Origin of the sequence: Micromonospora sp. NBC_01796, from assembly GCF_035917455.1 — a bacterium.
GTDB lineage: Bacteria > Actinomycetota > Actinomycetes > Mycobacteriales > Micromonosporaceae > Micromonospora_G.
On record NZ_CP109078.1, the window covers coordinates 1,663,578 to 1,687,251 of the forward strand.

The 23,674-nt window shown below is 69.5% G+C and carries 20 protein-coding genes; 13 read left to right on the forward strand and 7 right to left on the reverse strand.

The features are described from left to right. The first annotated feature begins 54 nt into the window (after positions 1-54). The 5 genes from OIE47_RS07675 (at position 55) to OIE47_RS07695 (ending at position 5,374) form a co-directional block, all read left to right on the forward strand. Positions 55-627, forward strand: coding sequence for a thymidine kinase (locus tag OIE47_RS07675; RefSeq protein ID WP_326560807.1), 573 nt, complete (start codon positions 55-57; stop codon positions 625-627). Between the two features lie 146 nt (positions 628-773). After that, a complete protein-coding gene (locus tag OIE47_RS07680) occupies positions 774-1,160 on the forward strand; it encodes a VOC family protein (RefSeq protein WP_326560808.1) in 387 nt (128 codons plus the stop codon). Between the two features lie 69 nt (positions 1,161-1,229). Further along, entirely contained in the window at positions 1,230-2,480 is a 1,251-nt protein-coding gene (locus tag OIE47_RS07685) for an RNA polymerase sigma factor (RefSeq protein WP_326560809.1), read from the forward strand. 340 nt (positions 2,481-2,820) lie between these two features. After that, entirely contained in the window at positions 2,821-4,299 is a 1,479-nt protein-coding gene (locus tag OIE47_RS07690) for an FAD-binding oxidoreductase (protein ID WP_326560810.1), read from the forward strand. 169 nt (positions 4,300-4,468) lie between these two features. Then, entirely contained in the window at positions 4,469-5,374 is a 906-nt protein-coding gene (locus tag OIE47_RS07695) for a putative sugar O-methyltransferase (protein WP_326560811.1), read from the forward strand. A 56-nt stretch (positions 5,375-5,430) separates the two neighbouring features. On the opposite strand, the gene OIE47_RS07700 is transcribed toward OIE47_RS07695, so the two are convergent. The 4 genes from OIE47_RS07700 to OIE47_RS07715 form a co-directional block, all read right to left on the reverse strand. Continuing rightward, positions 5,431-6,897 carry an MFS transporter gene (locus tag OIE47_RS07700; RefSeq protein WP_326560812.1) on the reverse strand — a complete coding sequence of 489 codons (1,467 nt, stop codon included), beginning with the start codon at positions 6,895-6,897 and terminating at the stop codon, positions 5,431-5,433. Between the two features lie 200 nt (positions 6,898-7,097). After that, positions 7,098-8,492: an FAD-dependent oxidoreductase gene (locus OIE47_RS07705; RefSeq protein ID WP_326560813.1), complete on the reverse strand. Its 1,395-nt coding sequence runs from the start codon at positions 8,490-8,492 to the stop codon at positions 7,098-7,100. 203 nt (positions 8,493-8,695) lie between these two features. Then, positions 8,696-9,856: an epoxide hydrolase family protein gene (locus tag OIE47_RS07710; protein WP_326560814.1), complete on the reverse strand. Its 1,161-nt coding sequence runs from the start codon at positions 9,854-9,856 to the stop codon at positions 8,696-8,698. 152 nt (positions 9,857-10,008) lie between these two features. Further along, positions 10,009-10,890: an alpha/beta fold hydrolase gene (locus OIE47_RS07715; RefSeq protein WP_326560815.1), complete on the reverse strand. Its 882-nt coding sequence runs from the start codon at positions 10,888-10,890 to the stop codon at positions 10,009-10,011. A 339-nt stretch (positions 10,891-11,229) separates the two neighbouring features. Between OIE47_RS07715 and OIE47_RS07720 the strand changes: the two genes are divergently transcribed. Further along, positions 11,230-12,417 (forward strand): acyl-CoA dehydrogenase family protein, encoded by a 1,188-nt coding sequence (locus tag OIE47_RS07720; protein WP_326560816.1) that lies wholly within the window; start codon positions 11,230-11,232, stop codon positions 12,415-12,417. Between the two features lie 222 nt (positions 12,418-12,639). On the opposite strand, the gene OIE47_RS07725 is transcribed toward OIE47_RS07720, so the two are convergent. After that, entirely contained in the window at positions 12,640-13,035 is a 396-nt protein-coding gene (locus OIE47_RS07725) for a YciI family protein (protein WP_326560817.1), read from the reverse strand. 151 nt (positions 13,036-13,186) lie between these two features. Next, positions 13,187-14,494, reverse strand: coding sequence for a nucleotide disphospho-sugar-binding domain-containing protein (locus tag OIE47_RS07730; protein ID WP_326560818.1), 1,308 nt, complete (start codon positions 14,492-14,494; stop codon positions 13,187-13,189). Positions 14,495-14,727: 233 nt separating this feature from the next. Here OIE47_RS07730 and OIE47_RS07735 point away from each other — a divergent pair, with 233 nt between their 5' ends. From OIE47_RS07735 to OIE47_RS07765, 7 genes are all read left to right on the forward strand, one after another. After that, complete coding sequence (locus OIE47_RS07735) at positions 14,728-15,132, forward strand: SgcJ/EcaC family oxidoreductase (protein WP_326560819.1); 405 nt, start codon at positions 14,728-14,730, stop codon at positions 15,130-15,132. Between the two features lie 193 nt (positions 15,133-15,325). Then, positions 15,326-16,570, forward strand: coding sequence for a cytochrome P450 family protein (locus tag OIE47_RS07740; RefSeq protein WP_326560820.1), 1,245 nt, complete (start codon positions 15,326-15,328; stop codon positions 16,568-16,570). 174 nt (positions 16,571-16,744) lie between these two features. After that, positions 16,745-18,127 (forward strand): NDP-hexose 2,3-dehydratase family protein, encoded by a 1,383-nt coding sequence (locus OIE47_RS07745; protein ID WP_326560821.1) that lies wholly within the window; start codon positions 16,745-16,747, stop codon positions 18,125-18,127. Positions 18,128-18,174: 47 nt separating this feature from the next. Next, positions 18,175-19,470: an acyl-CoA dehydrogenase family protein gene (locus tag OIE47_RS07750; RefSeq protein WP_326560822.1), complete on the forward strand. Its 1,296-nt coding sequence runs from the start codon at positions 18,175-18,177 to the stop codon at positions 19,468-19,470. 70 nt (positions 19,471-19,540) lie between these two features. Continuing rightward, positions 19,541-20,662, forward strand: a complete 1,122-nt coding sequence (locus tag OIE47_RS07755; RefSeq protein WP_326560823.1) for a DegT/DnrJ/EryC1/StrS family aminotransferase — start codon at positions 19,541-19,543, stop codon at positions 20,660-20,662. 46 nt (positions 20,663-20,708) lie between these two features. Continuing rightward, positions 20,709-21,962: a class I SAM-dependent methyltransferase gene (locus tag OIE47_RS07760; protein WP_326560824.1), complete on the forward strand. Its 1,254-nt coding sequence runs from the start codon at positions 20,709-20,711 to the stop codon at positions 21,960-21,962. Between the two features lie 23 nt (positions 21,963-21,985). After that, on the forward strand, positions 21,986-22,630 hold the full coding sequence (locus OIE47_RS07765; RefSeq protein WP_326560825.1) for a dTDP-4-dehydrorhamnose 3,5-epimerase family protein: 645 nt from the start codon (positions 21,986-21,988) through the stop codon (positions 22,628-22,630). On the opposite strand, the gene OIE47_RS07770 is transcribed toward OIE47_RS07765, so the two are convergent. Further along, positions 22,584-23,618, reverse strand: coding sequence for an NAD-dependent epimerase/dehydratase family protein (locus tag OIE47_RS07770; protein ID WP_326560826.1), 1,035 nt, complete (start codon positions 23,616-23,618; stop codon positions 22,584-22,586). The two genes, OIE47_RS07765 and OIE47_RS07770, sit on opposite strands and share 47 nt — an antisense overlap. Positions 23,619-23,674: the final 56 nt, after the last annotated feature.

Consider the following 23,674-nt stretch of genomic DNA (forward strand, 5'->3'; position numbering starts at 1 on the left):
GGGTAACCGAGAGACGAGTTCTCGCCGGTCGGGTCGGGCGCTACGGTGTGGCCCGTGGATCTCACCGTCATCCTGGGGCCGATGAAGAGCGGAAAGTCGCTCGAACTCGTCAGCCTGCTCTCGCCCCTGCAGTACACCAACGTCCGGCACCGGGTCTACCAGAGCGCCCGGCACGTACGCGACGTCGGCGTCGTCTCCCGCAGCGGTGCCGCCCTGGCGACGGTGAAGACGACCTCGCTCGCCGCCGCCCTGGACGAGCAGGTGGAGGTGGTCGGGATCGACGAGGTGCACATGTTCACCGTCACCGACGTGTCGGTGGTCCGGACCCTGCTGGGGCGGGGCACCCGGGTGGTGGCGGCCGGGATCGACCTGGATCACCGGGGCGAGATGTTCGCCCCCGTACGCGCCCTGCTCGAACTCGGTCCGGCGACGGTGACCTACCGGCGCGCGGTGTGCGACATCTGCCGGCACTTCACCGCCGTCTACACCCAGGTGCTCGAACACGGTGAGCCGATGATCCGGGTGCTCCCGCCGTCGACCGCACTGCCGGACGACGGGACCTACACCTACGAGGCCCGCTGCCGGGACTGCGCCGTGCTGCCCGTCGCCGCCCCGGTCCCGGCCTGACCCCGCCTCCGGCACCCCCCGCCGCTGGTCCGGGCGATTTTTTCCGGTCCGGATGACACCGGAATGTCGATTCCGGGAGGCTGGCTCCGACCTCTGATGTGAGGGCCCGACCGGTGGTGCCCGACGACCGAGGAGAGGACTGGACAATGGGTCTACCTGTGGTACATTTCGAAATAATTGGTACGGATCCCACCAAGCTCCGCGACTACTACGCCGGGCTGTTCGACTGGGAGTCCACCGCTGGTGACGCGACCACGGAAAAGGTCTCCCAGCCGGGCAACTACCACTTCATCGAGGGAAACACGAACGGCGACGGAAACGCGATCAACGGCGGTATCGGTGGCGGCGAGGGCTACGAGCGCCGGGTCGTGTTCTACGTGGGCGTACCGGACGTCGAGTCCGCGCTGCAGAAGGCCGAGAGCCTGGGCGGCAAGCGCCTGATGGGACCCGAGCCGAAGTCCGGTGACTTCGCTGTCGGGCACTTCTCCGACCCGGAGGGTAACGTCGTCGGCGTCGCCGGCCCGTCGGCCTGACCACCCGCCTGCGCCACGGCCGGTGCGGCGCGGCGCGGAGGGGTGAGCTGAGATGCCTGGCCAGGAGATGTGAGCGGCACGCACGAGCTGGAGGACCTGCTGCGCCGGCTGGCGCCGCGGGTCCTCGCCGCGCTGGTCCGCCACTTCGGCAACTTCGAGACCGCCGAGGACGCGGTCCAGGAGGCACTGCTCGCCGCCGCGACACAGTGGCCCGGGCGCGGCGTACCGGACAACCCCTCGGCATGGCTGATCACGGTCGCCTCCCGGCGGATGACCGACCAGCTCCGCAGCGAGCAGGCGAGCCGGCAGCGGGAGGAATGGGTGCACGCCCAGACCCCGTCGGACGAGTTCCTCTCGCCCGCGGCCGATGTCGAACGACGGGACGCCGACGACACGCTCATCCTGATGCTGCTCTGCTGTCACCCGAGCCTCACCCCGGCCTCCCAGGTCGCGCTCATGCTGCGCGCGGTCGGTGGCCTGACCACGGCCGAGATCGCCAAGGCGTTCCTGGCGCCCGAGACGACCATGGCCCAGCGGATCAGCCGGGCCCGGCAGCGCATCCGGGCGGCCGGGGCGACGTTCGAGATGCCGCCCGAGCACGAGCGGGCCGAGCGGGTCCCGGTCGTGCTGCACGCGCTGTACCTGATCTTCAATGAGGGCTACACCGCGACCTCGGGGCCGAGTCTGCACCGGGTCGGCCTGACCGCCGAGGCGATCCGGCTGACCCGGATCGCGCACAAGGTGCTGCCCCAGGACGGCGAGGTGGCCGGGCTGCTGGCATTGATGCTGCTCACCGACGCCCGCCGGCCGGCCCGTACCCGCCCGGACGGCAGTCTGGTGCCGCTCGCCGAGCAGGATCGCACCCAGTGGCAGCCGGACTCACTCAAGGAGGGGCTCGATCTCATCACCGGGATCCTGTCCCGGGCGCGGCTCGGGCCGTACCAGCTCCAGGCGGCGATCGCGGCGGTACACAGCGAGGCCGGCCGCGCCGAGGACACCGACTGGCCGCAGATCGTGGCGCTGTACAAGCTGTTGCAGCAGGTCGCGCCCAGCCCCATGGTGTCCCTCGGTCATGCGGTCGCGGTCGCGATGGTGCGCGGACCACAGGCCGGGATCGAACTGCTCGCCCCGCTGGAGGCCGACGGCCGGCTACCCGACCACCACCGCCTGCACGCGGTACGGGCACATCTGCTGGAGATGGCCGGTGACCGCGCCGGCGCACACGAGTCGTACCGGCGGGCCGCCCGTCTGACCACCAGCCTGCCCGAGCAGCACTACCTGCACAGCCGTGCGGCGCGATTGGCCCCGGAAGACTCCTGACCGGCGGCGGCGCCGAGCCCGCTGCCAGCGCACTTCCGAACCCGTGATCTCCGGGTCCTTTCGCCGATCCATTGTGGACTCGCGGCGTTACTCTCCGCAATTTTCCGGTCGCATCGCATTTGCCACGCGCGGCGACTCGTGCACGTACCGGTTGATTGTTCTCCAAAGTGGATTTACTCCTTTGATGCTGAGTCAAAAATCAGCAAGACAGGAGATGCAAGGTACGCGATCATCGATAGACTCCCTGTGATGTCCGCTTGATCAGGAAGGGATCGCTGTGACCAAAGACCTGACTCGCCGTGGCTTCCTTGGCCTCGCCGCCGTATCCGCTATCGGTGCCGTGGCGGGTTCCTCTGCATCAGCCGTCTACGCCTCCGGCACCACCCCCTCGGGACGCGGCGGCAGGGTCGACTGGAATTCACTCGGTCGCCACCTGGACGGCGACCTGGTCCTGCCGTCGGATGGCCGCTACTTACAGGCCCGGCAGCTGGCAAACGCTCAATTCGACAGCATCCGTCCGCAGGCCGTCGCCTACTGCGAGACCAGAAGAGACGTACAGATCGCCCTGGCGTTCGCCCAGGACCACTCGTTGCACACCGTCCCCCGCAGCGGTGGGCACAGCTTCGGCGGTTACTCGACCACACAGGGCCTGGTACTGGACGTCTCCCGGATGAACCAGATCAGGATGAGGGGGCCGAATGTCGTCATCGGCGCGGGCACCCAGCAGGTCGACGCCCTCGGCACGCTGACCCCGCACGGAATGGCACTGGTCAGCGGGATCTGTCCCACCGTGGGCGTGGGTGGATTCATGCAGGGCGGTGGTATCGGCTGGCAGACCCGCAAGTACGGAATGGCGTGCGACCAACTGGTCGAGGCCACCGTCGTACTGGCGGACCGGCGGGTCGTACGCGCCTCGGCCGACGAACACCCCGACCTGTTCTGGGCGCTGCGCGGCAACGGCGGCGGAAACTACGGTGTGATCACCAGTTACGAGCTCAAGCCGGTCCACCGCCGCACCATGGTGAGCTACATGGTGTCCTGGTCGTGGGACATCGCCAAGGAGGTCATCGAGCACTGGCAGCGGTGGGCGATCGATTCGTCCAACGACCTCGCCTCGATCCTGCTCGCGATGATCCCGGACCTGGGCCAGACCCCGCAGCTCGTCGTACTCGGCAACTGGTACGGCACCGTGGAGGAACTCAACGGCCACCTCGACACGCTGGCGGGAACGATCGGCGTGACTCCGGCCGTCCGGAACGTCATCGAACGGTCGGTCTTCGACGCCACCATGGACATCTACGGCTGTGCACAACTGACCACCGAGCAGTGCCACCGCGTCGGAACCTCTCCGGTGGCCCAGACTCCCCGGCAGAACTACTACCACACCCGCAGCCGAATGTTCGACGAGCCGGCACCGAATGTCGACCAACTCCTCGAAGCCTTGGCCGCACCAGGAAAGGCACGGAGTGGGCAGAACCGCATGCTCTACTTCGAAACGCTTGGTGGGGCGGCGAACGTGCCGGCCCGGACGGACACCGCCTACGTCCACCGCACCACCGAAATGCTCATCGGCTACACCGGTACGTTGAACCACCCGGACTACACCGACGAGGACACCACGGCGTGCGAGGAATGGCTCGCCGACAGCTTCCGGGTGCTCAGTGAACACTCCCTGCCGGAGAGCTACCAGAACTACATGGATCCGTCGCTGCCGGACTGGCGCCAGGCGTACTACGCGGAGAACTACCCCCGGCTGGTGCAGATCAAGCGCAGATACGACCCGCACCGTTTCTTCAACTTCGCCCGGAGCATCGGCTGACCGTTCCGTACGACACGGTCGGTGGTAGCCGCGCATGCGTGTTGCGCGGCTACCACCGAGTGGTGGCGGTGGCCGCGCTTTCCTTCTCCCAAATTGCGCAACAGCCGGATGGGCCGGTGAGCGCACTCCATCGGATGTCCCGCGCCGCGTACTCGCGAAGGATGGCGGCATGGCAGACAAGTACGGTGGCAGCACTCTGTGGGACACCTACCATCGGACGCGCATCACGAAGGAATCGAGCGTCGACCTGGCCGGCTTCAAATCGGCCGGGGTCAACTTCAAGCTCGCCCTGTGGAACCCGCGGACCAACGGAGTCCGCTACCTCAAGTCGCTGATCTACAACGTCGCCGACGGGCTGGACGATGCCGGCTGGCAGCGGCTGCGCCGGATCGGCGGTCGCGAGACGGGCGCGCCGATCGCGGTACGGATCCACGGCGAGCTGGTCTGCATGGACTATCTGCAGGCCGTGCTGGAGCTGGAGTTCATGGAGCGCCATGTCGCGCTCGACGGCGGGACCGTTCTGGAGATCGGCGCCGGATACGGCCGTACGTGCCACGCCGTACTGGCCAACCACGACGTGGCCGGGTACTACATCGTCGACCTGGAGAACTCGCTCGACCTCGCCCGGGCCTACCTCCGGGAGGTCCTGGACGCCGACGACTTCGCCAAGGTGCGGTTCGTGCCGGCCGGGGACCTGGAGGAGACGCTCGCCGGCCTCCGGTTCGACCTGTGCCTCAACATCGACTCGTTCGCCGAGATGGACGCCGAGGTCGTCCGGAACTACCTCGCCTTCGTCGCCCGTCACTGCCGCCACCTGTACGTGAAGAACCCGGTCGGCAAGTACCTCGACCCGAGCCTCGACGACCACGCCGAGGGTCAGGAGCTCGTCGCGATGGCGTTGCGCACCGGGTTGCTCCGGGACGTCATCGACATCCACGACAGCGAGGTGGTACGCGTCCAGTCGGCCAAGTTCGTCGACGCGTACCGCCCGGCGGCGGGCTGGACGGACCTGGCCGACGAGTGGGCACCGCCGTGGAGCTACTACTGGCAGGCGCTCTACCGCGCCGCCGCCTGAACAGCACCCGAGGGCGGGGAAGCGCTTGAGCGCTCCCCCGCCCTCGCCGATCTCGCTCAGGACGGTTGCGGCACCCTGCTGGCGAGCCGCTGAGTGACCGGCCGCAGCAGCACCAACGCGACAACCAGGCAAGCGAACGCGACGAGCACGTCGGCCCGGAGTCCCGCCTGGAGGCCGTCGGTCATCCGAGCAGGGTCCCCGGAATCGCCGCCGGCGGAGACGACCACGGCCGAGATGATCGCCGCACCGAGCGCGCCACCGAGCTGGAACGTGGCGTTGGTGGCGCCGGAGGCCACACCGGCGATTTCCTGGTCCACCGTGGAGAGCGCCGCGGCGACCGCCGCCACCGGCCCGGCACCGAGCCCGAGGCCGAAGAGGAGCAGGCCCGGGAACAGGTCGGCGAAGTAGGTGCCGTCGGGCGACACCTGCGACAGCAGGAGTAGGGCACCGATCATGAGCACGGCGGCGACGGCGACCACCGGACGGAACCCGAGCTTGGTCATCGCGGCCTGACCGGCGAAGGCTCCGACGAGGGTCATCAGCGTCATCGTCAGCATGCCGAGGCCGAACTCCATCGGCGTGTAGCCGAGCACCCGCTGGGCGTACGTCGTGATCGCCACCGACATGCCCACGGTCGTCATGGCGAAGAGGGTCATCGCCAGGTTGCCCCCGACGAACAGCCGGTTCCGGAAGATCCGCAGCGGCAGGAGCGGCGCGGCCGACCGGCTCTCGACGACGACGAACAGGGCGATCAGCACCACCGCGCCGAGCAGCATGGCGAGGACCGTGCCGTCGGCCCAGCCCCTGGTGGGCGCCCACACGATGGCCGCGATCAGCAGCATCAGTCCCACGGTGCTGGTGAACGCCCCGGCCGGGTCGTACGCCCGCGCACCCGACTCACGGCTCTCGAGCAGCAGGATCGGCGCGAAGATCAACATGCCGATGGCCACCGGAATGTTGATGAAGAAGATCCACTCCCAGCCGAGGGTGTCGGTGATCGGCCCGCCGATCAGCAGGGCCGCCGTGGCGCCGATCCCGCCCAACCCCGACCAGAACGCGAGCGCCTTGTTGCGCTCGGGCCCCTCCGGGAACATCGTCATCAGGATCGCCAGCGCGGACGGTGCCAGCAGCGCCGCCGAGACCCCCTGCACGACCCGGGCGGCGATCAGCACGCCCGCCGAGCCGGCAAGGCCGCACAGCAGCGACGACACCAGGAACAGCGCCGTGCCGACGATGAACATCTGGCGGCGCCCGCGCATGTCGGCCAGCCGGCCGCCGAAGAGCAGCAGACCACCGAAGGCCAACATGTACGCGCTCAGGAACCACTGGCCCACGTTGGCCGAGACCCCCAGATCGATCTCCATCGACGGCAGCGCCAGGAGGACGATCTGGGCGTCGAGGATCACCATGAAGGCGGTGACGGAGAGCAGGATCAGCGCCTTCCAGCGCCGCGGATCCGGCGCGGGGACCGCTGGCCCGGGCTCGGCGGTCGCCGTCGGCTCGGGTCGATGGCTGTCGGACACGTCGTTCCTCCAAACGGGGTTTCCCGGTCGGTCCTTGTCGCATGCGTCGGGCGCCTGATGGCTCCCTCACAGCAGAGGTCGGAGCGGACGGCCCGGAATCGACATTCCGGCACCACGAGGTCCCGAAAAGCTTCGGTCCCTCATGGCCCGGTCGGATTCACCGCGACCCCGCCCGACTTCGGCGGGGTCGGTCGCCGGGGTCAGGCGGTGGGCCTGGCACCCGCGTCGGACGAGACGCCACTCGGTACGGGCTTGCCGGGCACGGGCCGGCGGACGGAGCGCCGCAGTACCCGGCCGACCATCTGCGGGCGCATCAGCGCCTCGGGCGGGTCGAGAAGGCCGGCGACCCGCATGAAGCCCTCGGTGACCTTGGCGTCCTTCGTCGCGGCGTACTGCAACCGCGCCATGTACGCGTTCCCGACCCGTACCTTCAGCGGACGCTCGCCGGGGACGCCGGGAAAGGCCAGGTCACCGGTGACCGAGATCTCCCACGGGGTGTCGATGATGCGGGACACCTCGGTGAAGAAGTCGGCGGCGTCGGGTGGCGAGCCGAGCCGGAGCCCGTCACGGAGGGCGACCACCTCCATCGCGGCGACGCTCATCCCCTGCCCGTACACCGGGTTGAAGCTGCACACCGCGTCGCCCATGACCAGATACCCCTCCGGGAAGCGGGGCAGCCTCTCGTAGTGCCGCCGTACGCTGGCCGGGAACCGGAAGCTCACCGGGTCGTTGATCGGCTCGGCCTCGCGCAGGGTCTCGTAGATCTGCGGCACCGGCAGGCTGCGGACGAAGTCGAGGAACGCGTCCGGGTCGGTCGGCGGGTAGTCGCCGAGGATTCCGGTCAGCGACAGGTTGACCAGGTCCGGGCCGATCTTGCCGAAGAACGCGCCGCGCGGGTGCGACGGCCCCGCGATCTGGTTGATCGACGGAATTCCCTCCAGCATGCCCGGGTACGGCTTGTAGTGGCGGGTCGTGTACGCCAGGCCGATCTTGACGGTTTCCTCTTCCGGACGGGTGTAGCCGAGTTCGTTGAGCCACACCGGGGTACGGGAGCCCTTGCCGGTGGAGTCGACGATCAGGTCGGCCTCGAGCAGCCGCTCCTGTTCGTCACCCTCGTGCGCCTGCACCCGTACGCCGACGATCCGCTGGTTGTCCGGGGTGGCGACGATGCCGAGGATGTCGTACCGCTCCAGGAAGGTGACGTTGGGCAGGGCGGCGACCCGGGCCCGGAGCTTCTCCTCCAGCATCGGCCGGGGCGCCATCACCGAACGCAGACCGGTCCACGCGGCGCGCAGCCGGCGCGCGTTGATGTACCAGTGCATCTCGCCGAGGTCGCAGGTGGGGATCCCGTCCGCGATCAGCCCGTCGGTGAGGCCCGGAAACAGGTCCTCCAGGATGAGGTGGCCGCGGGCGTGCAGGGCGTGGGCGTGGATGGTGTGCGGCGTGCCGCGGCGGGGCTCGCTGACACCGACCACCTTGTCCCGGTCGACGACCAGCACCTCCCCGTAGAACTCGGACAGCACCCGGGCCGCGAGGACCCCGCCCATGCTCCCGCCGAGCACCACGGCGCGCTTTCCGATCTGATCCTTGGTCATCGGTTCCTCCTCCTGTGTGTCACGCGGTCAGAGCGGGTTCGGGGCCCGGTGCCGACGAGCCGGCCCGTTGCCTGGTCGAGCAGGCCGTACACGGAATCGCGCCCGGCCCGACGGACCGGCCGCGCGCTCCCGGACGGCCGGATCCGCGCGGGGCCGTCGCCCGTCCCGCTCATCACCCCGACTCCGCCCGTCCGGGGCCGACGTCAGTCCTTCTTCAGCAGGCGGCCGAAGGTCCGGATGTCGTCGACGAGCAGGTCCGGCTCCTCCATGGCGGCGTAGTGGCCACCACGGTCGAACTCCGACCAGTGCACGATCGTCGGGAAGTCGCGCTCGGCGAACCGGCGGATGGCCACGAACGCGGCGTGCGGGAACACCGCCACCCCCATCGGCGCCTGGATCGTCGGGTAACGGCCGACCGGCAGGTTGATCGGGAGCTGCTCCGCCGACTCGTAGTAGGTCTGGTTGGACGAGCCGGCGGTACCGGTGAGCCAGTAGATGGTGGCGATGGTCAGCAACTGGTCGCGATCGACCGCGTCCTCCGGGAACCGGTCCGAGTCGGTCCAGTCCTTGAACTTCTCCACGATGTACGCGAGCTGCCCGACCGGCGAGTCGGTCAGCGCGTACGAGACCGTGTGGGGGCGGGTGGAGTGCAGCTTCATGGTGCCGGCGAGGTGGTCGTTGAACCGCTGCGAGTGCGCCATCCGGGCCTGGTCGACCTCGCTGAGGTTCTCCAGGTCGGCCGGGTCTTCACTGGGTGTGGTGGCCAGCATGTTGAGGTGTACGCCGGCCACGTGCTCGGGGTCGACGAGACCCACCAGGATCGAGATCGGCGCACCGAAGTCGCCGCCCTGCGGCACGTAGCGCTCGTACCCGAGCCGGCGCATCAGCTCCGCCCAGGCCTGGGCGACCCGCATGAGGTTCCAGCCGGTCTGCTCGGTCGGGCCGGAGAACCCGTAGCCGGGGATCGACGGGATGACGAGGTCGAACGCGTCCGCCGGGTCGCCGCCGTGCGCGCGGGGATCGGTCAGCGGGCCGATCACCTTGGTGAACTCCGCGACCGCGCCCGGCCACCCGTGCGTGATCAGCAGCGGCGTCGCGTTCGGCTCGGGCGACCGGATGTGCAGGAAGTGCACGTTGGCGCCGTCGAGCTCGGTAGTGAACTGCGGGTACTGGTTGAGTTCGGCCTCGGCGGCACGCCAGTCGTAGGACGTGCGCCAGTACTCGGCCAACTCCTTGAGGTAGGCGGTGGGCACACCGCGGTCCCAGCCGGTGTCCGGGAGCTTCTCCGGCCAACGGGTCGCGGCGATCCGGCGGTTCAGGTCATCCAGATCGGCTTGCGGAATCTCAATTCGAAACGGCTTCACGCTGGGCTCCTAGTCGCACTGAATGAGAGGGCGCCCGTCGACTTTCCCATCGACTTTCCGGGTGCCGCATCTTCGGTGATGCGCTGCCTGCGGTGATGCGTTGCCTTCGGCGGATCGGGATCGCCGGAACAGGCACGGCGGTGCGTGGCGTCTCAGCCGGTCCGCTCCGGGGAGCGGACCGGGATGCCGGCGAAGTCGGCCACCAGGGACCAGTACGCCTCCGGGTTCTGCTCGTGGGCCAGGTGCCCGGCGTCGGGCACCCAGGCGGCCGACACGTTGCGGATACCGGCCTCCAGGAAGCCCTTCACGTGCGGGTCGAGCGAATGACCGGCCGGCTTCGCGCCGTGCAGGTAGAGCAGCGGGGTGGTGACGTCCGTTGTCGCGGCCTGGTTCTCCGCGACGTCGCGGGGCATCGCGCGATACCAGGAGAACGCCGTCCGCCGCGCGCCCTCGGTCTGGTACGCGCGCACGTACTCCTGTCGCGACTGCTCGCTGATCCGGCTCCCGTCCCCGGAGAGGTTGTCGTACCAGTGGTCGAAGAACTGCCGTTCACGGCCGGCGACCAGGGCCTCCGGCAGGCCCGGCATGGCGTTGAAGTGGAAGTGCCACATGGAGGGGTCACGGGTACCGAACTCCCACGGGAACACCCCGGGGATGACAACGTGCAGGATCACCGCGCGAGCCAGTCCGGGGAAGTGACGCAGGTAGGCGAAGGCCGCCATCCCGCCGACGTCGCTGCCGACCAGTGTCACGTCCCTGAGCCCGAGCGCCTCGAACAGTCCGTACAACTTTCCCGCGATCGCCTTCTTGGTCCCGTCGGTCGGATCACCGAGCGAGCCGCCGACCCCGGGCAGGTCCACCGCGATGGCGTGCGCGGAGGGCGCGGCCAGTTCCAGCACCCTGCGGTACGTCACCCAGGAGGTCGGGAAGCCGTGCACGAACACGACCGGGGGTGCCCCGGGCGTGCCGGCCTCCACCACGTGCAGCGACGAATCGCCGACCTGCACCTGACGATGCCGAAGGTTGTCGTCCATCGGTTTTCCCCTAACAGTGAATGGTCTCTGGCTTCCGGTTCCGCGGCATGAGCACGGGGTCGCGCGATCCCACAGGGCTCCGCCGCGAGCGGCGAGCGGCGAGTAGACGGGCATGCGGCATTTTCGGCATTTCGCAGCCCTCGCGGATCTGATTCTGGGTCTCGCCGTACCAAAACCGCATCTCCGAGCGTGCCCCGCAAAGCGCAAGAAATGACCACCGGGATCGCATCCTCGGAGGTGCGCCTACGGCGCACGTCAATGCAGAATCAAGTGCCACATCGCTGGCGACCCGGCTCCATTGCAGAGCACTTCCCAGATTTCGACACCCAGGAGGGCATGATGTCGCCGACGCAGACGGTGGCCCCGACGCGTGAAGAGTTGGTCCGGCGCGCCTCGTCGCTGGTGCCGTTGTTGCGCGAGCGGAGCGGGTGGATCGACGACAACCGGCGGCTGCCCGACGACGTGATCCGGGCGTTCGAGGACTCCGGCCTGCTCAGGATGCGCGTGCCGACACAGTACGGCGGGTTCGAGAGCGATGCCCGTACCCTGATCGACGTCCACGCGGAGATCGCCCGGGGTGATGGTTCGGCCGCCTTCTGCATCTCGGTCTGGTCCCTGATCAACTGGCTGGTCGGGCGTTTTCCCGACGAGGTGCAGGACGAGGTGTTCGCCACGCCCAATGTCCGGGTGTGCGGCAACATCTCGGCGACCGGTACGGCCACTCCGGTCGACGGGGGCTACGTCTACAACGGCCGATGGCGCTTCAGCTCCGGCGTACTGCACAGCCACTGGGTTTTCGCGGCGGCCATGCTGGACAGCCCGGACGGCCAGTCGGTGCCGATGACCGCGCTCATTCCCGCCAGCGAGATCGAGATCGTCGACGACTGGCACGTGACGGGGCTACGCGGCACCGGCAGTGTCACCACCGTGGCGAAGGACCTGTTCGTGCCCGCGGCACACGTGGTCGCGCAGAGCGATCTGTTCAGCCCGCAGAGCCAGTCCCGGGCCAACGCGGCGAAGCCGATCTACGAGGTGCCGCTGCTGGTCACCTCGACCGCGGCGACGGCCGGGCAGACCATCGGCGCCGCGAAATACGCCATGGAGTCCTTCCTGGAACGGCTCCCGGGCCGGAAGATCACCTACACCTACTACCAGAGCCAGCGCGAGGCGCCGATCACTCATTTCAAGGTGGGCGAGGCGGCGCTGTTGACGGAGGAGGCCGAGGCTCGGGCGCACCGCTTCGCCGAGATGGTGGAGCGCAAGGCGAAGATCAATGAACCGTGGTCGGAAGCCGATCGCATCTACTCCCGGGTGCAACTCGGGCGGATAGCCCAGCTCGCCGAGCGGGCGGTCAACATCCTCGCCTCGGCCAGCGGGGCATCGTCGATCTACGAGGACGTCCCGATCCAGCGCATCCAGCGCAATCTGCACGCCATGGCCATGCACGCGCTGACCCTGCCGGACACCAACATCGAGCTGTACGGCCGCAGCCTGTGCGGGCTCGAACCCAACACCCCGTTCCTCTGACCCACCGGGATCCCACGCACCACAGGCCGGAGGCATTCCGGCCTGTGGTGCACTGCGTTCGGGCCGCCGTGTCGTGGTGGCCCGAACGCTACCGGGCCGCTTCTCCGACGGTTTCGAGGTTGTCGCGATGCCGGGCCGGACGATTGTCGCGATGCCGCCCCGAAACGGCGAGGACCCGCGGCGCCGGACGGCGCAGCAGGTCCTCGATCTCCCCGCCGGTGCTCACATCTCCAGGCCGGACATATCCATGATCGGGTGAATCTCGACGGCGCCGAACCGCGCATCGGGAATCCGCGAGGCGATCTCGATCGCCCGCTCCATGCTTTCGCAGTCGAGCACGTCGTAACCCGCGAGCTGTTCCTTGGTCTCCAGGTACGGGCCGTCCGTGGTGGTCAGCACGTTGTCGCGCACCCGAACCGTACGGGTGGTCACCGGATCGGCCAGCGCCGCGGCCACCACCAGCTCGTCAGACTCGCTGATCTCCCGGCCCAGGGCCTCGGCCTGCTCCGTCAAAGCTTCGCGCTCGGCCGCCGGCATCGCCAGGAACTCCGGATTGCGCAGGAACATGGGATGCTCCCAGTTCTCCGGATTGCTGTAGATCAATAGCAGAAACTTCACCGTGCCTCCCCGTCGGGAACGCCCACGTCGGACAATACCGGCGAGCGTACCTCTCATACGGCGACCGACGCCGCCGTTGACAGCAACACCGGCGCCGGTCGTGTTCCCGTCCGAGAATCGGCACAACTCCGGTTCGCGACGATCCCGGAGATCACGTCAGCGGTCCGGTCCCTCCGCCCGCTTTCCGCTGCGCCACCAGCTTCTCGAAGACGGCGACGGTGTCGTTCGGGGTGGGTGTCCGCAGATGCTCGTCGCGCAACCGGTGGGCATTGGAGATCATGTCCGGGTCGGTCAGCGCCTTGACCAGATACTCGCGCAGGAGTTCGGGGGTGAGCTGGTCGGCGTCGGCGACGTACGCGCCCGCCCCCTGCTCCTCCAGCCCGTTGGCCAGCGCGACCGACGCCCACCACTTCTCGTTCCAGTAGATGTTGGGCACCACGAGCTGCGGAACACCCAGTTCGAGGGCGGTGGCCATCGTGCCGTACCCGCCGTGGTGCACGACGGCCGAGCAGGTCGTCAGCAGCGCGTTGAGCGGCACGAAGTCGAACACGCGGACGTTGTCCGGAATCGACGCGGAGCCGAGTTGCTTGGCGTTGAACGTCGCGATGACCTCGATGTCGAGATCCGCGACCGCGTTGAACAACGTCTCGGCGGCCCCGGTCTGGCCGAAGTTGAAGTCCCGGTGCGAGACACCCTGGGTGATGCACACCCGGGGACGCTCCGGCTTTTCGAACATCCACTTCTCGACCTTGTGCGGACCGTGGAACGCGATCGGGCGCGACTGGATGTAGTCGACGTCCTTCGGCCGCCACGTCCACGTCGGCCAGCCGATCACCGTACGTTCTCCGAGCAGGACCTCCTCGTCGAAGGGGAAGCCGTACCGCTCGTAGATCGGCGCCAGCCAGTCGCGCAGCGGGTCCGGCCTGCCCTCGCTGCGGTGCAGCCCGCCGCCCTCGCCGTAACAGTCGGCGCGGAGCTGCGCGAGCGTGTCCGCGCCCCACAACAGCCGTGCGTCGAGCGCCCCGGACACCCGGGCCGCGAGACCGGCGCCGAACATGAACGGGTCCCTGAGCACCAGATCGGGCTTCCAGTCGGAGGCAAGCTGTACGAGGTCCTCGTAGATGTCCTCGTGGTGGTAGAGGGTGCTGGACCCGAAGGCCGTCAACTCCAGTTCGGTGAAGGGGTCCTTCACCTTCCGGTAGTCGGTCTGGGCCGGTCGGTACACCGGCAGGTTCGACCGGTCCGGTCCCCGATCCGGCTCGGTCGAGGACATCATCACGTCCATCGGAATGGTTCCACCCACCGGTACGCCCATGAACCCGATCGCCCCGATAGCGTCGGTCAGATCGGGTGCGGTGGCGAATCGGACGTCGTGTCCCGCGGTACGAAACGCCGACGCCATCGGCGCGAACACGTACAGGTGCGTCTTGAACGGCACGGTCACAAAAAGAACCCGCATCGACTTCCTCTCCACCAGGTCATTTAGCGTCACACGCATGTGAATCGGACGTGCCCGTCAACCCTCCCATCCGCGTTTTGACCACCGCATCTCCTGGAATGCGGTGCGTACGAGCACTACGGAAGAAGCTTCGGACCAGTCGTGTGTGCAGACTGGAGGGACCGCCGTGGACGCCATCGGTGCGCGCACGGTGAATGCGCTTGACCGCTTTTCCCCACAGAGGAGAGTCATCGATGACCACCGAGGTCTCTACCGACAAGGCCGCGATCGCGGCCGTCCCGCAGCGCGTCGTCGAGGCGTGGGCCAAGCAGGACGCGGCCGCCTTCGCCGGTGTCTTCACGGCCGACGGCACGCTGATCCTGCCGGGCCTGTTCCTCAAGGGCCAGGACGACATCCGCGCGTACATGAGCCAGGCGTTCGAGGGCCCGTTCAAGGGGACCAGGGTGACCGGGCAACCCATCGACCTGCGCGTTCACGGTGACCTCGGAATCGTCGTGACCCAGGGCGGTGTGCTCGCCCCGGGCGACGCGGAGGTCACGCCGGAGCGGGCCATCCGCGCCACCTGGATCGTGATCAAGGACGACGGACAGTGGCGCCTCGCCGCCTACCAGAACAGCCCGGTCAACACGCCCTCCTGAAGCAGATCCCCGCATTGCCGCGCACCCCGTCACCCGGCGGGGTGTCCGGCATGTTCGTGCCCGGATTTCGAATACGGACCGGGGACCGGGCCGCCGCAACGGCCCGCAACGTCGAAGATGCCGGCCGCCGAACAGTGTCCGTACGGTCGAAAAGGACCCAACAAGACAACCGCGTTATTCCCAGGAGGTTCGGATGGAAGGCCGCTGCCCGTACAAGCTCGACGTGACCGGTCAGGACGTGCACGCTGAGGCGCAGGCACTGCGGGAGCAGGGATCGGGCATCGCCATGGTCGAGCTTCCGGGCAATGTCCGTGGATGGGTCGTCGTCGGACACGATCTGGCGATGGAGCTGCTGAACAGCCCCAAGGTGTCGAAGAACCCACGCATGCACTGGCCCGCCTGGATCAGCGGCGAGATCGGTGCCGACTGGCCGCTGGCGAGCTGGCCGACGATGGAGAACATGACCACGGCGTACGGCCAGGAGCACCAGCGCCTGCGCCGCCCGGTGGTCAAGGCCTTCACCCCGAAGCGGGTGCGCGCGATGCAGCCGTACATCGAGCGCACCGTCGCGGGCCTGCTCGACCGGCTCGCCGAGACGCCGCCCGGTGAGACGGTCGACCTCAAGCGCAACTTCTCGTACCCCCTGCCGGCGACCATCATCTGCGACCTGTTCGGCGTGCCGGAGGCGGACCGCGCCGCGGTGCTCCGGGGCGGGGAGAAGACGCCGGACTCCTCCCTCACGCCCGAGGAGGCGGAAGCCAACATCCGCGACTGGCACGAGCAGTTCGGCAAGCTCATCGCCTCGAAGCGGGCGCACCCCCAGGACGACCTCACCACCGACCTGCTGCTCGGCGACGGTGATGACCGGCTCACCGACAACGAACTCATCGGCACCCTGTTCGTCGCGCTCGGCGCGGGCTCGGAGACGGTGATGAACCTCGTGACGCACGCCGTACTCAAGCTGCTGACCCACCCCGAGCAGCGGGCGATGGTGGCGGACGGCCGCGCCTCGTGGGACGACGTCATCGAGGAGACGCTGCGGCTGGAGTCCCCGCTCAACATGCTGCCGCTGCGGTTCGCCGTCGAGGACCTCGAAATCGACGGCACGATCGTCCCCAAGGGTGACCCGATCCTGATGGGGTACGGCGCGATCGGCCGCGACCCGGCCGTCCACGGCGAGACCGCCGAGGAGTGGGACGTGACCCGGGCCGACAAGGAGCACCTGAGCTTCGGCTACGGCACCCACTACTGCTTCGGGGCGCCGCTGGCCCGACTGGAGGCCAAGATTGCGCTGCCGGCGCTGTTCGAACGCTTCCCCGACATCCAGCTCGCCGTCACGCCCGACGACCTGGAGTCGCAGGGCACCTTCATCATGAACGGCCACAAGACGCTCGACGTGGTCCTGGAGAAGGCCCCGGTTCCCGCCGGCGCCGTTTAACGGTTCCGACGTCCCGGCCGGTCCGCCCGGCCGGGGCGTCGCCGTGCCCGTCGAGGAATCGCCGCCCCCTGACGGAGGGCAACGACGAAGTGGATCGGCCGTCGACCTGCCGGCAGGCTGGAGTTGCCCTGGCGATGCGACCTCGGCGAACCCCATGAGAGGGAGATCCTTCGGATGGCCACAGATGCCCTTCTCGAGGCGCGCGAGGACAACGAACTCCCCGGCCGGTTCGCCCGCTCCGCCGCCGCCACGTCCGGTGCCGCCCTGCAAACGGCCGACTTTCCGGCGTGGTTCGCGCGGCGCCGCCTGGCCCACGAGTTCCGGGTCCGGCGGATCCCCTTCACCCAGCTCGACCGGTGGGACTTCGAGGCGACCACCGGGAACCTCCGGCACCGCAGCGGCCGGTTCTTCACCGTCGAGGGCCTGGAGGTCAGCTCGGAGGACGACCCGACGCCGATCTGGCAGCAACCCATCATCGTCCAGCCGGAGATCGGCATCCTCGGCATCCTCGCCAAGGAGTTCGACGGCGTACTGCACTTCCTGATGCAGGCCAAGATGGAGCCGGGCAACACCGGCCTGCTCCAGCTCTCCCCCACCGTCCAGGCCACGCACAGCAACTACACCCGCGTACACGGCGGCAGTGCGGTGAAGTACCTCGAATTCTTCAGCAACCTCGACCGGCACCGGGTGCTCGCCGACGTCCTGCAGTCCGAACACGGGTCCTGGTTCTTCCACAAGTCGAACCGGAACATGATCGTCGAGACGCTCGACGACGTGCCGCCGGACGACGATTTCCGGTGGCTGACGCTGGGCCAGATCGGCGAACTCCTGCGCCTGGACAACGTCGTCAACATGGACGCCCGTACCGTGCTCGCCTGCGCGCCCACCGCGTACGCCGAGGCCGGCGCGCTGCACTCGGACACCGACCTGCTGTCCTGGCTGACCACCGAGCGGTCCCGGTCCCGCCTGCGTGCCCGGCTCGTCCCGCTGTCCCGGCTGGCCGACTGGCCCCGTCGCGACGCGTCCCTCGGACACGTCCGGGACCGGTACTTCCGGGTGGTGGCGGTCGCGGTCGAGGCGGGCAGCCGTGAGGTGACGGCCTGGACCCAGCCGCTGATCGAGCCGGAGGGTCCGGGTGTGCACGCGTTCCTGTCCCGCTCCTTCGGCGGGGTGCCGCACCTGCTCGTGAACGCCCGGGCCGAGGGTGGCCTGCTGGACGTGATCGAACTCGGCCCGACCGTCCAGTGCCAGCCGCACGACCTCACCGACCCGCTCACCGGGCAACGCTCGCCCTTCCTCGACACGGTCATGAATGCCACCCCGGCGCGGCTGCGCTACTCGGCGCGGCACTGCGAGGAGGGCGGGCGTTTCCTCCGGGCGGAGAGCCGGTACCTGGTCGTGGACGCCGACGAGGATCAGGCGCCCGCGCAGCCGCCGCCCGGCTACCGCTGGGTCACCCCCGGCCAGCTCACCTCCCTGGCCCGGTACAGCCGGTACGTCAACGTCCAGGCCCGGACCCTGCTTGCCGTCATCAACGCCGGCGCGGTCCGGTTCTGACCCCCGCCGTTCCGCGCCCGGCACCCACCATCACGGAAGGAGACGCGATGTCGACACAGCACCCGCGGCAGGCGGGGGGCGGTGCCCTACGCTCGCCGCTGACGGCGGAGGGTCGCGTGCTGCTCGACCTCGCCGCCCCGTACGTACCGCAGATCCGGGCGGAGGCCGAGGAGAACGACCGCCTGGCCGCCTTCCCGGTCGAGACGTTCGCCGCCTTCGCCAAGAACGGCCTGATGGGCGCGACCGTGCCGACCGAACTCGGCGGCCTGGGTGTGACCCGGCTGCACGACGTGGCGACCGCGCTCGCCACCGTGGCCGAGGCCGACGCCTCCACCGCGCTCGCCTGGCACGTCCAGCTCAGCCGCGGCCTCACCCTCACCTGGGAGTGGCGCAACGGCACACCACCGGTACGGGTGATGGCCGAACAGTTGCTGCGCTCGATGGCCAGCGGCAGGGCGGCGGTCTGCGGCGCGGTCAAGGACCATCCCTCGGCGGTCACCACCCTCACCCGGGACGGCTCCGGGCGCTGGTCGCTGTCCGGCCGCAAGACCCTGGTCAGCATGACGCCGATCGCCACCCACTTCTTCGTGCACGCGCAGACGCGGGTCGACGGCGAGCCGCCGATGCTGACCGTCGCGATGCTGCCCCGGGACACGCCCGGTCTGACCGTGCTCACCGACTGGAACGGCCTCGGCATGCGCGCCTCCGGCACGGCCGACATCGCGTTCGACAACTGCCCGGTCTCCGACGAGGACGTGCTCCCCCGCCGATCTCTCGGCGGCCGGAACGACGCGGTCCTGGCCGGCCAGACGGTCAGCTCGATCACCATGCTCGGCATCTACACCGGGATCTCCCAGGCTGCCCGGGACATCGCGGTGGCCCGGTGCGCGGGTGGCTCCGGCCAGCCGCCGGCCGCGGCGGCCACCCTCCTCGCGGAGATCGACGCCCGCCTCTTCGCGCTCCGGGCGACCGCCGCGACCGCGCTCACCGACGCCGACACCGCCTCCGCCGACCACAGCGGCGACCCGGCCGAGCGGGGCCGGCGGATGATGACCCCGTTCCAGTACGCGAAAATGATCGTCAACAAGATGTCGCTGGGCATCGTCAACGACAGCCTCACGATCGTCGGCGGGATGGCGTACTCGGCGGCGCACCCGCTGGCCCGGCTCGTCCGGGACGTACGCGCCGGCTGGTTCATGCAGCCGTACACGTACCCGGACGGCGTCAACTACCTCACCGCGCAGGCTCTGCGGCTGCGGCGGGACAACGACTACGTGAGCGCTCGGGCGGTGCCCACCCCGGTGGGCAACACGGAAGATGCCCCGCCCCGCGAGCGGGTGTGACGATGAGAGCCGGAGATCAACGTACGTCAACATCCCCGCGACACCCGTTGGTACGAACCGGAAGGCGGCCATGACCACTCGAGTCTGGGACTACCTGCCCGAGTACGAGAAGGAACGGGTGGACATCATCGACGCGGTCGAGACGGTGTTCGAGTCGGGGCAGCTCGTGCTCGGCGCCAGCGTGTCGAGCTTCGAGTCCGAGTTCGCCGGCTACCACGGTGGCGGGCACTGCACCGGGGTCGACAACGGCACCAACGCGGTGAAGCTGGGCCTGGAGGCGCTCGGCGTCGGCCCCGGCGACGAGGTGATCACCGTCTCGAACACCGCCGCACCGACCGTGGTCGCCATCGTCGGCGCCGGCGCCACCCCGGTCTTCGTGGACGTCCAGGAGGACGACTACCTGATGGACACCGACCTGGTGGCCGCCGCCATCACGCCACGGACCAAGGCCCTGCTCCCGGTGCACCTCTACGGCCAGTGCGTCGACATGGCCCCGCTGCGGCGGCTGGCCGGCGAGCACGGCCTGTCGATCCTGGAGGACTGCGCCCAGTCGCACGGCGCCCGCCACCACGGCCAACTAGCCGGCACGATGGGTGACGCGGCGGCGTTCTCGTTCTACCCGACGAAGGTTCTCGGCGCGTACGGCGACGGCGGCGCGGTGCTCACCCGGGACGAGAACATCGACCGCGCGCTGCGCCGGCTGCGGTACTACGGCATGGAGACGGTCTACTACGTGACCGCACTCCCCGGCCACAACAGCCGCCTCGACGAGGTCCAGGCCGAGATCCTGCGCCGCAAGCTGCGCCGGCTCGACGAGTACATCGCCGGACGCAACGAGATCGCCGAACGGTACGCCGAGGGGCTCGCCGACCTCACCGGCCCCGGCGGCCTGGTCCTGCCCTCGGTCCGGCCGGAGAACGACCACGTCTACTACGTGTACGTGGTGCGCCACCCGCGCCGCGACGACATCATCGAGCGGCTCCAGCGGTACGACATCGCGCTGAACATCAGCTACCGGTGGCCGGTGCACACGATGACCGGGTTCGCGCACCTCGGCTACGCCACCGGCTCGTTGCCGGTGACCGAACGGCTGGCCGACGAGATCTTCTCCCTGCCGATGTACCCGTCGCTGCCACGCGCCCGCCAGGACCAGGTGATCGAGGCCCTGCACGAGGTCCTCGGATCCCTCTAGTCCCGCCGCTTTTCCCCGCCGCCAACGACCGAGGAGCACAGCCATCATGCCTACCGCCGACTCGGCCCCGCCCGCGTCCACCACCACCACGTGCCAGGTCTGCGACGGCTCGGTCGAGGAGTTCCTGGACCTCGGGCGGCAGCCGCTCTCGGACGCCTTCCTGACCGAGCGCGACGTACCGGAGGAGTTCTTCTACCGGCTCGCCGTCGGGGTGTGCCACTCGTGCACGATGGTGCAGCTCGTCGAGCAGGTGCCGCGCGAGCGGATGTTCCACGAGGACTACCCGTACTACTCGTCGGGGTCGTCGGTGATGCGGGCGCACTTCGAGGAGACGGCCCGTGGCTTTCTCGCGACGGCGTTGGCCAAGCCCGACCCGTTCATGGTCGAGATCGGCAGCAACGATGGTGTGCTGCTGAAGACGATCCGCGCCGCCGGGGTGCGCCACCTCGGCTTCGAGCCGTCCGGGAAGGTCGCGGCGGCGGCGATGGAGCACGGGGTACGGGTGCTCAACGAGTTCTTCGACGCGGGCACCGCGGCCAGGGTACGGGCGGACGACGGGCCCGCCGACGCCATCTTCGCGGCCAACACGATCTGCCACATCCCGTACATGCGGTCGATCCTGGAGGGTGTCGACACGCTGCTCGCCCCGGACGGGGTGTTCGTCTTCGAGGACCCGTACCTCGGGGACATCGTGGCGAAGACATCGTTCGACCAGATCTACGACGAGCACTTCTTCTTCTTCACCGCCCGGTCGGTCCGGGCGATGGTGGCCCGTTTCGGCCTCGAACTCGTCGACGTCGAGCGGATTCCCGTACACGGTGGCGAGGTCCGCTACACCATCGCGCGGGCCGGGGCGCGTACGCCGTCGGACGCGGTCGCCGAGCTGATCGCCGCCGAGGAGGCGCAGGGGCTCGCCGACCCGGCGACGTTGCGACGTTTCGCCGACGCGACCGCGCGGATCCGCGACGACCTGCGGGCTCTGCTCCAGCGGCTGCGGGACGAGGGGCACGAGGTGGTCGGGTACGGGGCCACCGCCAAGAGCGCGACGGTGACCAACTTCTGCGGTATCGGGACCGACCTGGTCTCGTTCGTCTGCGACACCACGCCGGCGAAGCAGGGGCGGCTGACGCCCGGCACGCACATCCCGGTCCGACCGGCGGCGGCCTTCGCCGACCCGTACCCGGCCTACGCGCTGCTCTTCGCCTGGAACCACGCCGACGAGATCATGGCGAAGGAGCAGGGGTTCCGCGAGGCCGGCGGGAAATGGATCCGGTACGTGCCGCACGTACACGTGAGCTGACCACACACGAGACGGAGCTGACCATGTCCGAACACGCGCGGGAACTGGCGATCGGTGGGGCCTTCGCCTTCACCACCGCGGCTTTCCCGGACGAGCGCGGTGTCTTCCTGTCGCCGTACCAGCAGTCGGTGTTCGTCGAGGCGGTCGGGTACCCGCTGTTTCCGGTGGCCCAGTGCAGCTACAGCTCGTCCCGCCGGGGCGTGGTCCGGGGTGTGCACTTCACCACCACCCCACCGGGTACGGCCAAGTACGTCTACTGCCCGCGCGGCAGGGTCCTCGACGTCGTCGTCGACCTGCGGGTGGGCAGCCCGACGTTCGGCGCCCACGACACGGTGGTGATGGGCGGCGAGGACTTCCCGGCCGTGTACCTCCCGGTCGGGGTCGGCCACATGTTCGTCGCCCTGGAGGACGAGTCGGTGATGACGTACCTGCTCTCCACGGAGTACCGACGGGAGAACGAACTCGCCGTCTCCCCCTTCGACCCGAGGTTGTCGCTGCCGATCCCCCGGGAGATCACGCCGCTGCTGTCCGAGCGGGACCGGCTGGCGCCGACACTGGCCGAGGCGCTGGCCGCCGGGATCCTGCCGGACTACACGGCGAGCCTGCGGGCCGAGGCGGCGCTCACCCCGACGCCGAAGCCGTCCGGGTCGGGTGCACGAGGGCGGTGACCGTACGGTCCAACGCCTCCCGGAGCGGGACCAGCGGACGCCACCCGGTGGCCGCCCGGAACGCCGACGCGTCCACCACCATGCTGTGCGCGTCGGTCCCGGTGGCCTGCGCCGGAGGCGGTACGGAGACAACCGGGACCGGGGGTCGGCCGGTGTGCCCGGCGACGACCTCCGCGATCGTCCCGAAGAGGTCCCGCAGGCTCACTCCGACTCCTGTCCCGAGCGGCCAGTGCCGGCCGGCGAGGAGGTCCGCGTGGTGCAGGGCCGCCACGAAGGCCTCGGCGACGTCGTCCACGTACAGCAGGTCGCGCTGGACCGCGCCGTCGGCCCACACGGTGAGCGGCTCGTCGGCGAGTGCCCGGCGGGCCATCGCCGCCACGACCCCACGGTCCGGTGCCGCCGGAGCCGGGGCCGGTCCGAAGATCGTCGGTAGCCGCAGGGACACGCCCCGGAGCACACCCTCGGCGGTGGCGGCGCGGAGCAGTCCTTCGGCGGCCTGCTTCTGCCGGTCGTAGGCGGTTGCCGGGTGGTCGGTCTCGGTGCCGTCGATCGGCACCCGGGGCGGCAGGCCGACCTGCGACGTGGACCCGGCGAACACCACCGCCGGGGCCGGCAGACGGCGGCTGCGCAGCGTCCGGACGAGGTCGTCCAGGACCCCCACGTTGGTGCGCTCGCTCGCCGGGTCGTGGTCGGCGCCACGCCAGCCGGAGGTGTGCAGGACCAGGAAGACCACCGCGTCGGCGTCCGCCACGGCCGCCTCGACGGCACCGGGGGTGGTGAGATCGGCGGCGTACGTCTCGACCTCGGCGACCGCGCCGTGCGGCACCGTGACCGGCCGGCGGGCGACCGCCCGCAGCCGGACCGGGCGGCGGGCCAGGGCCGCCGTCACCGCCGACCCCACGAAACCGGACGCCCCGAGTACGGCGACCAGCGGCGGCTCCCCGTCCCCACGAGTCGGCCACGGCCCGGGTTCGCGTGTCTGCGTCATCGCTACAGCGTGGCGGCGGCGGTGGTCGGCGGCATCTTCCGGATTGCGCATCTCAC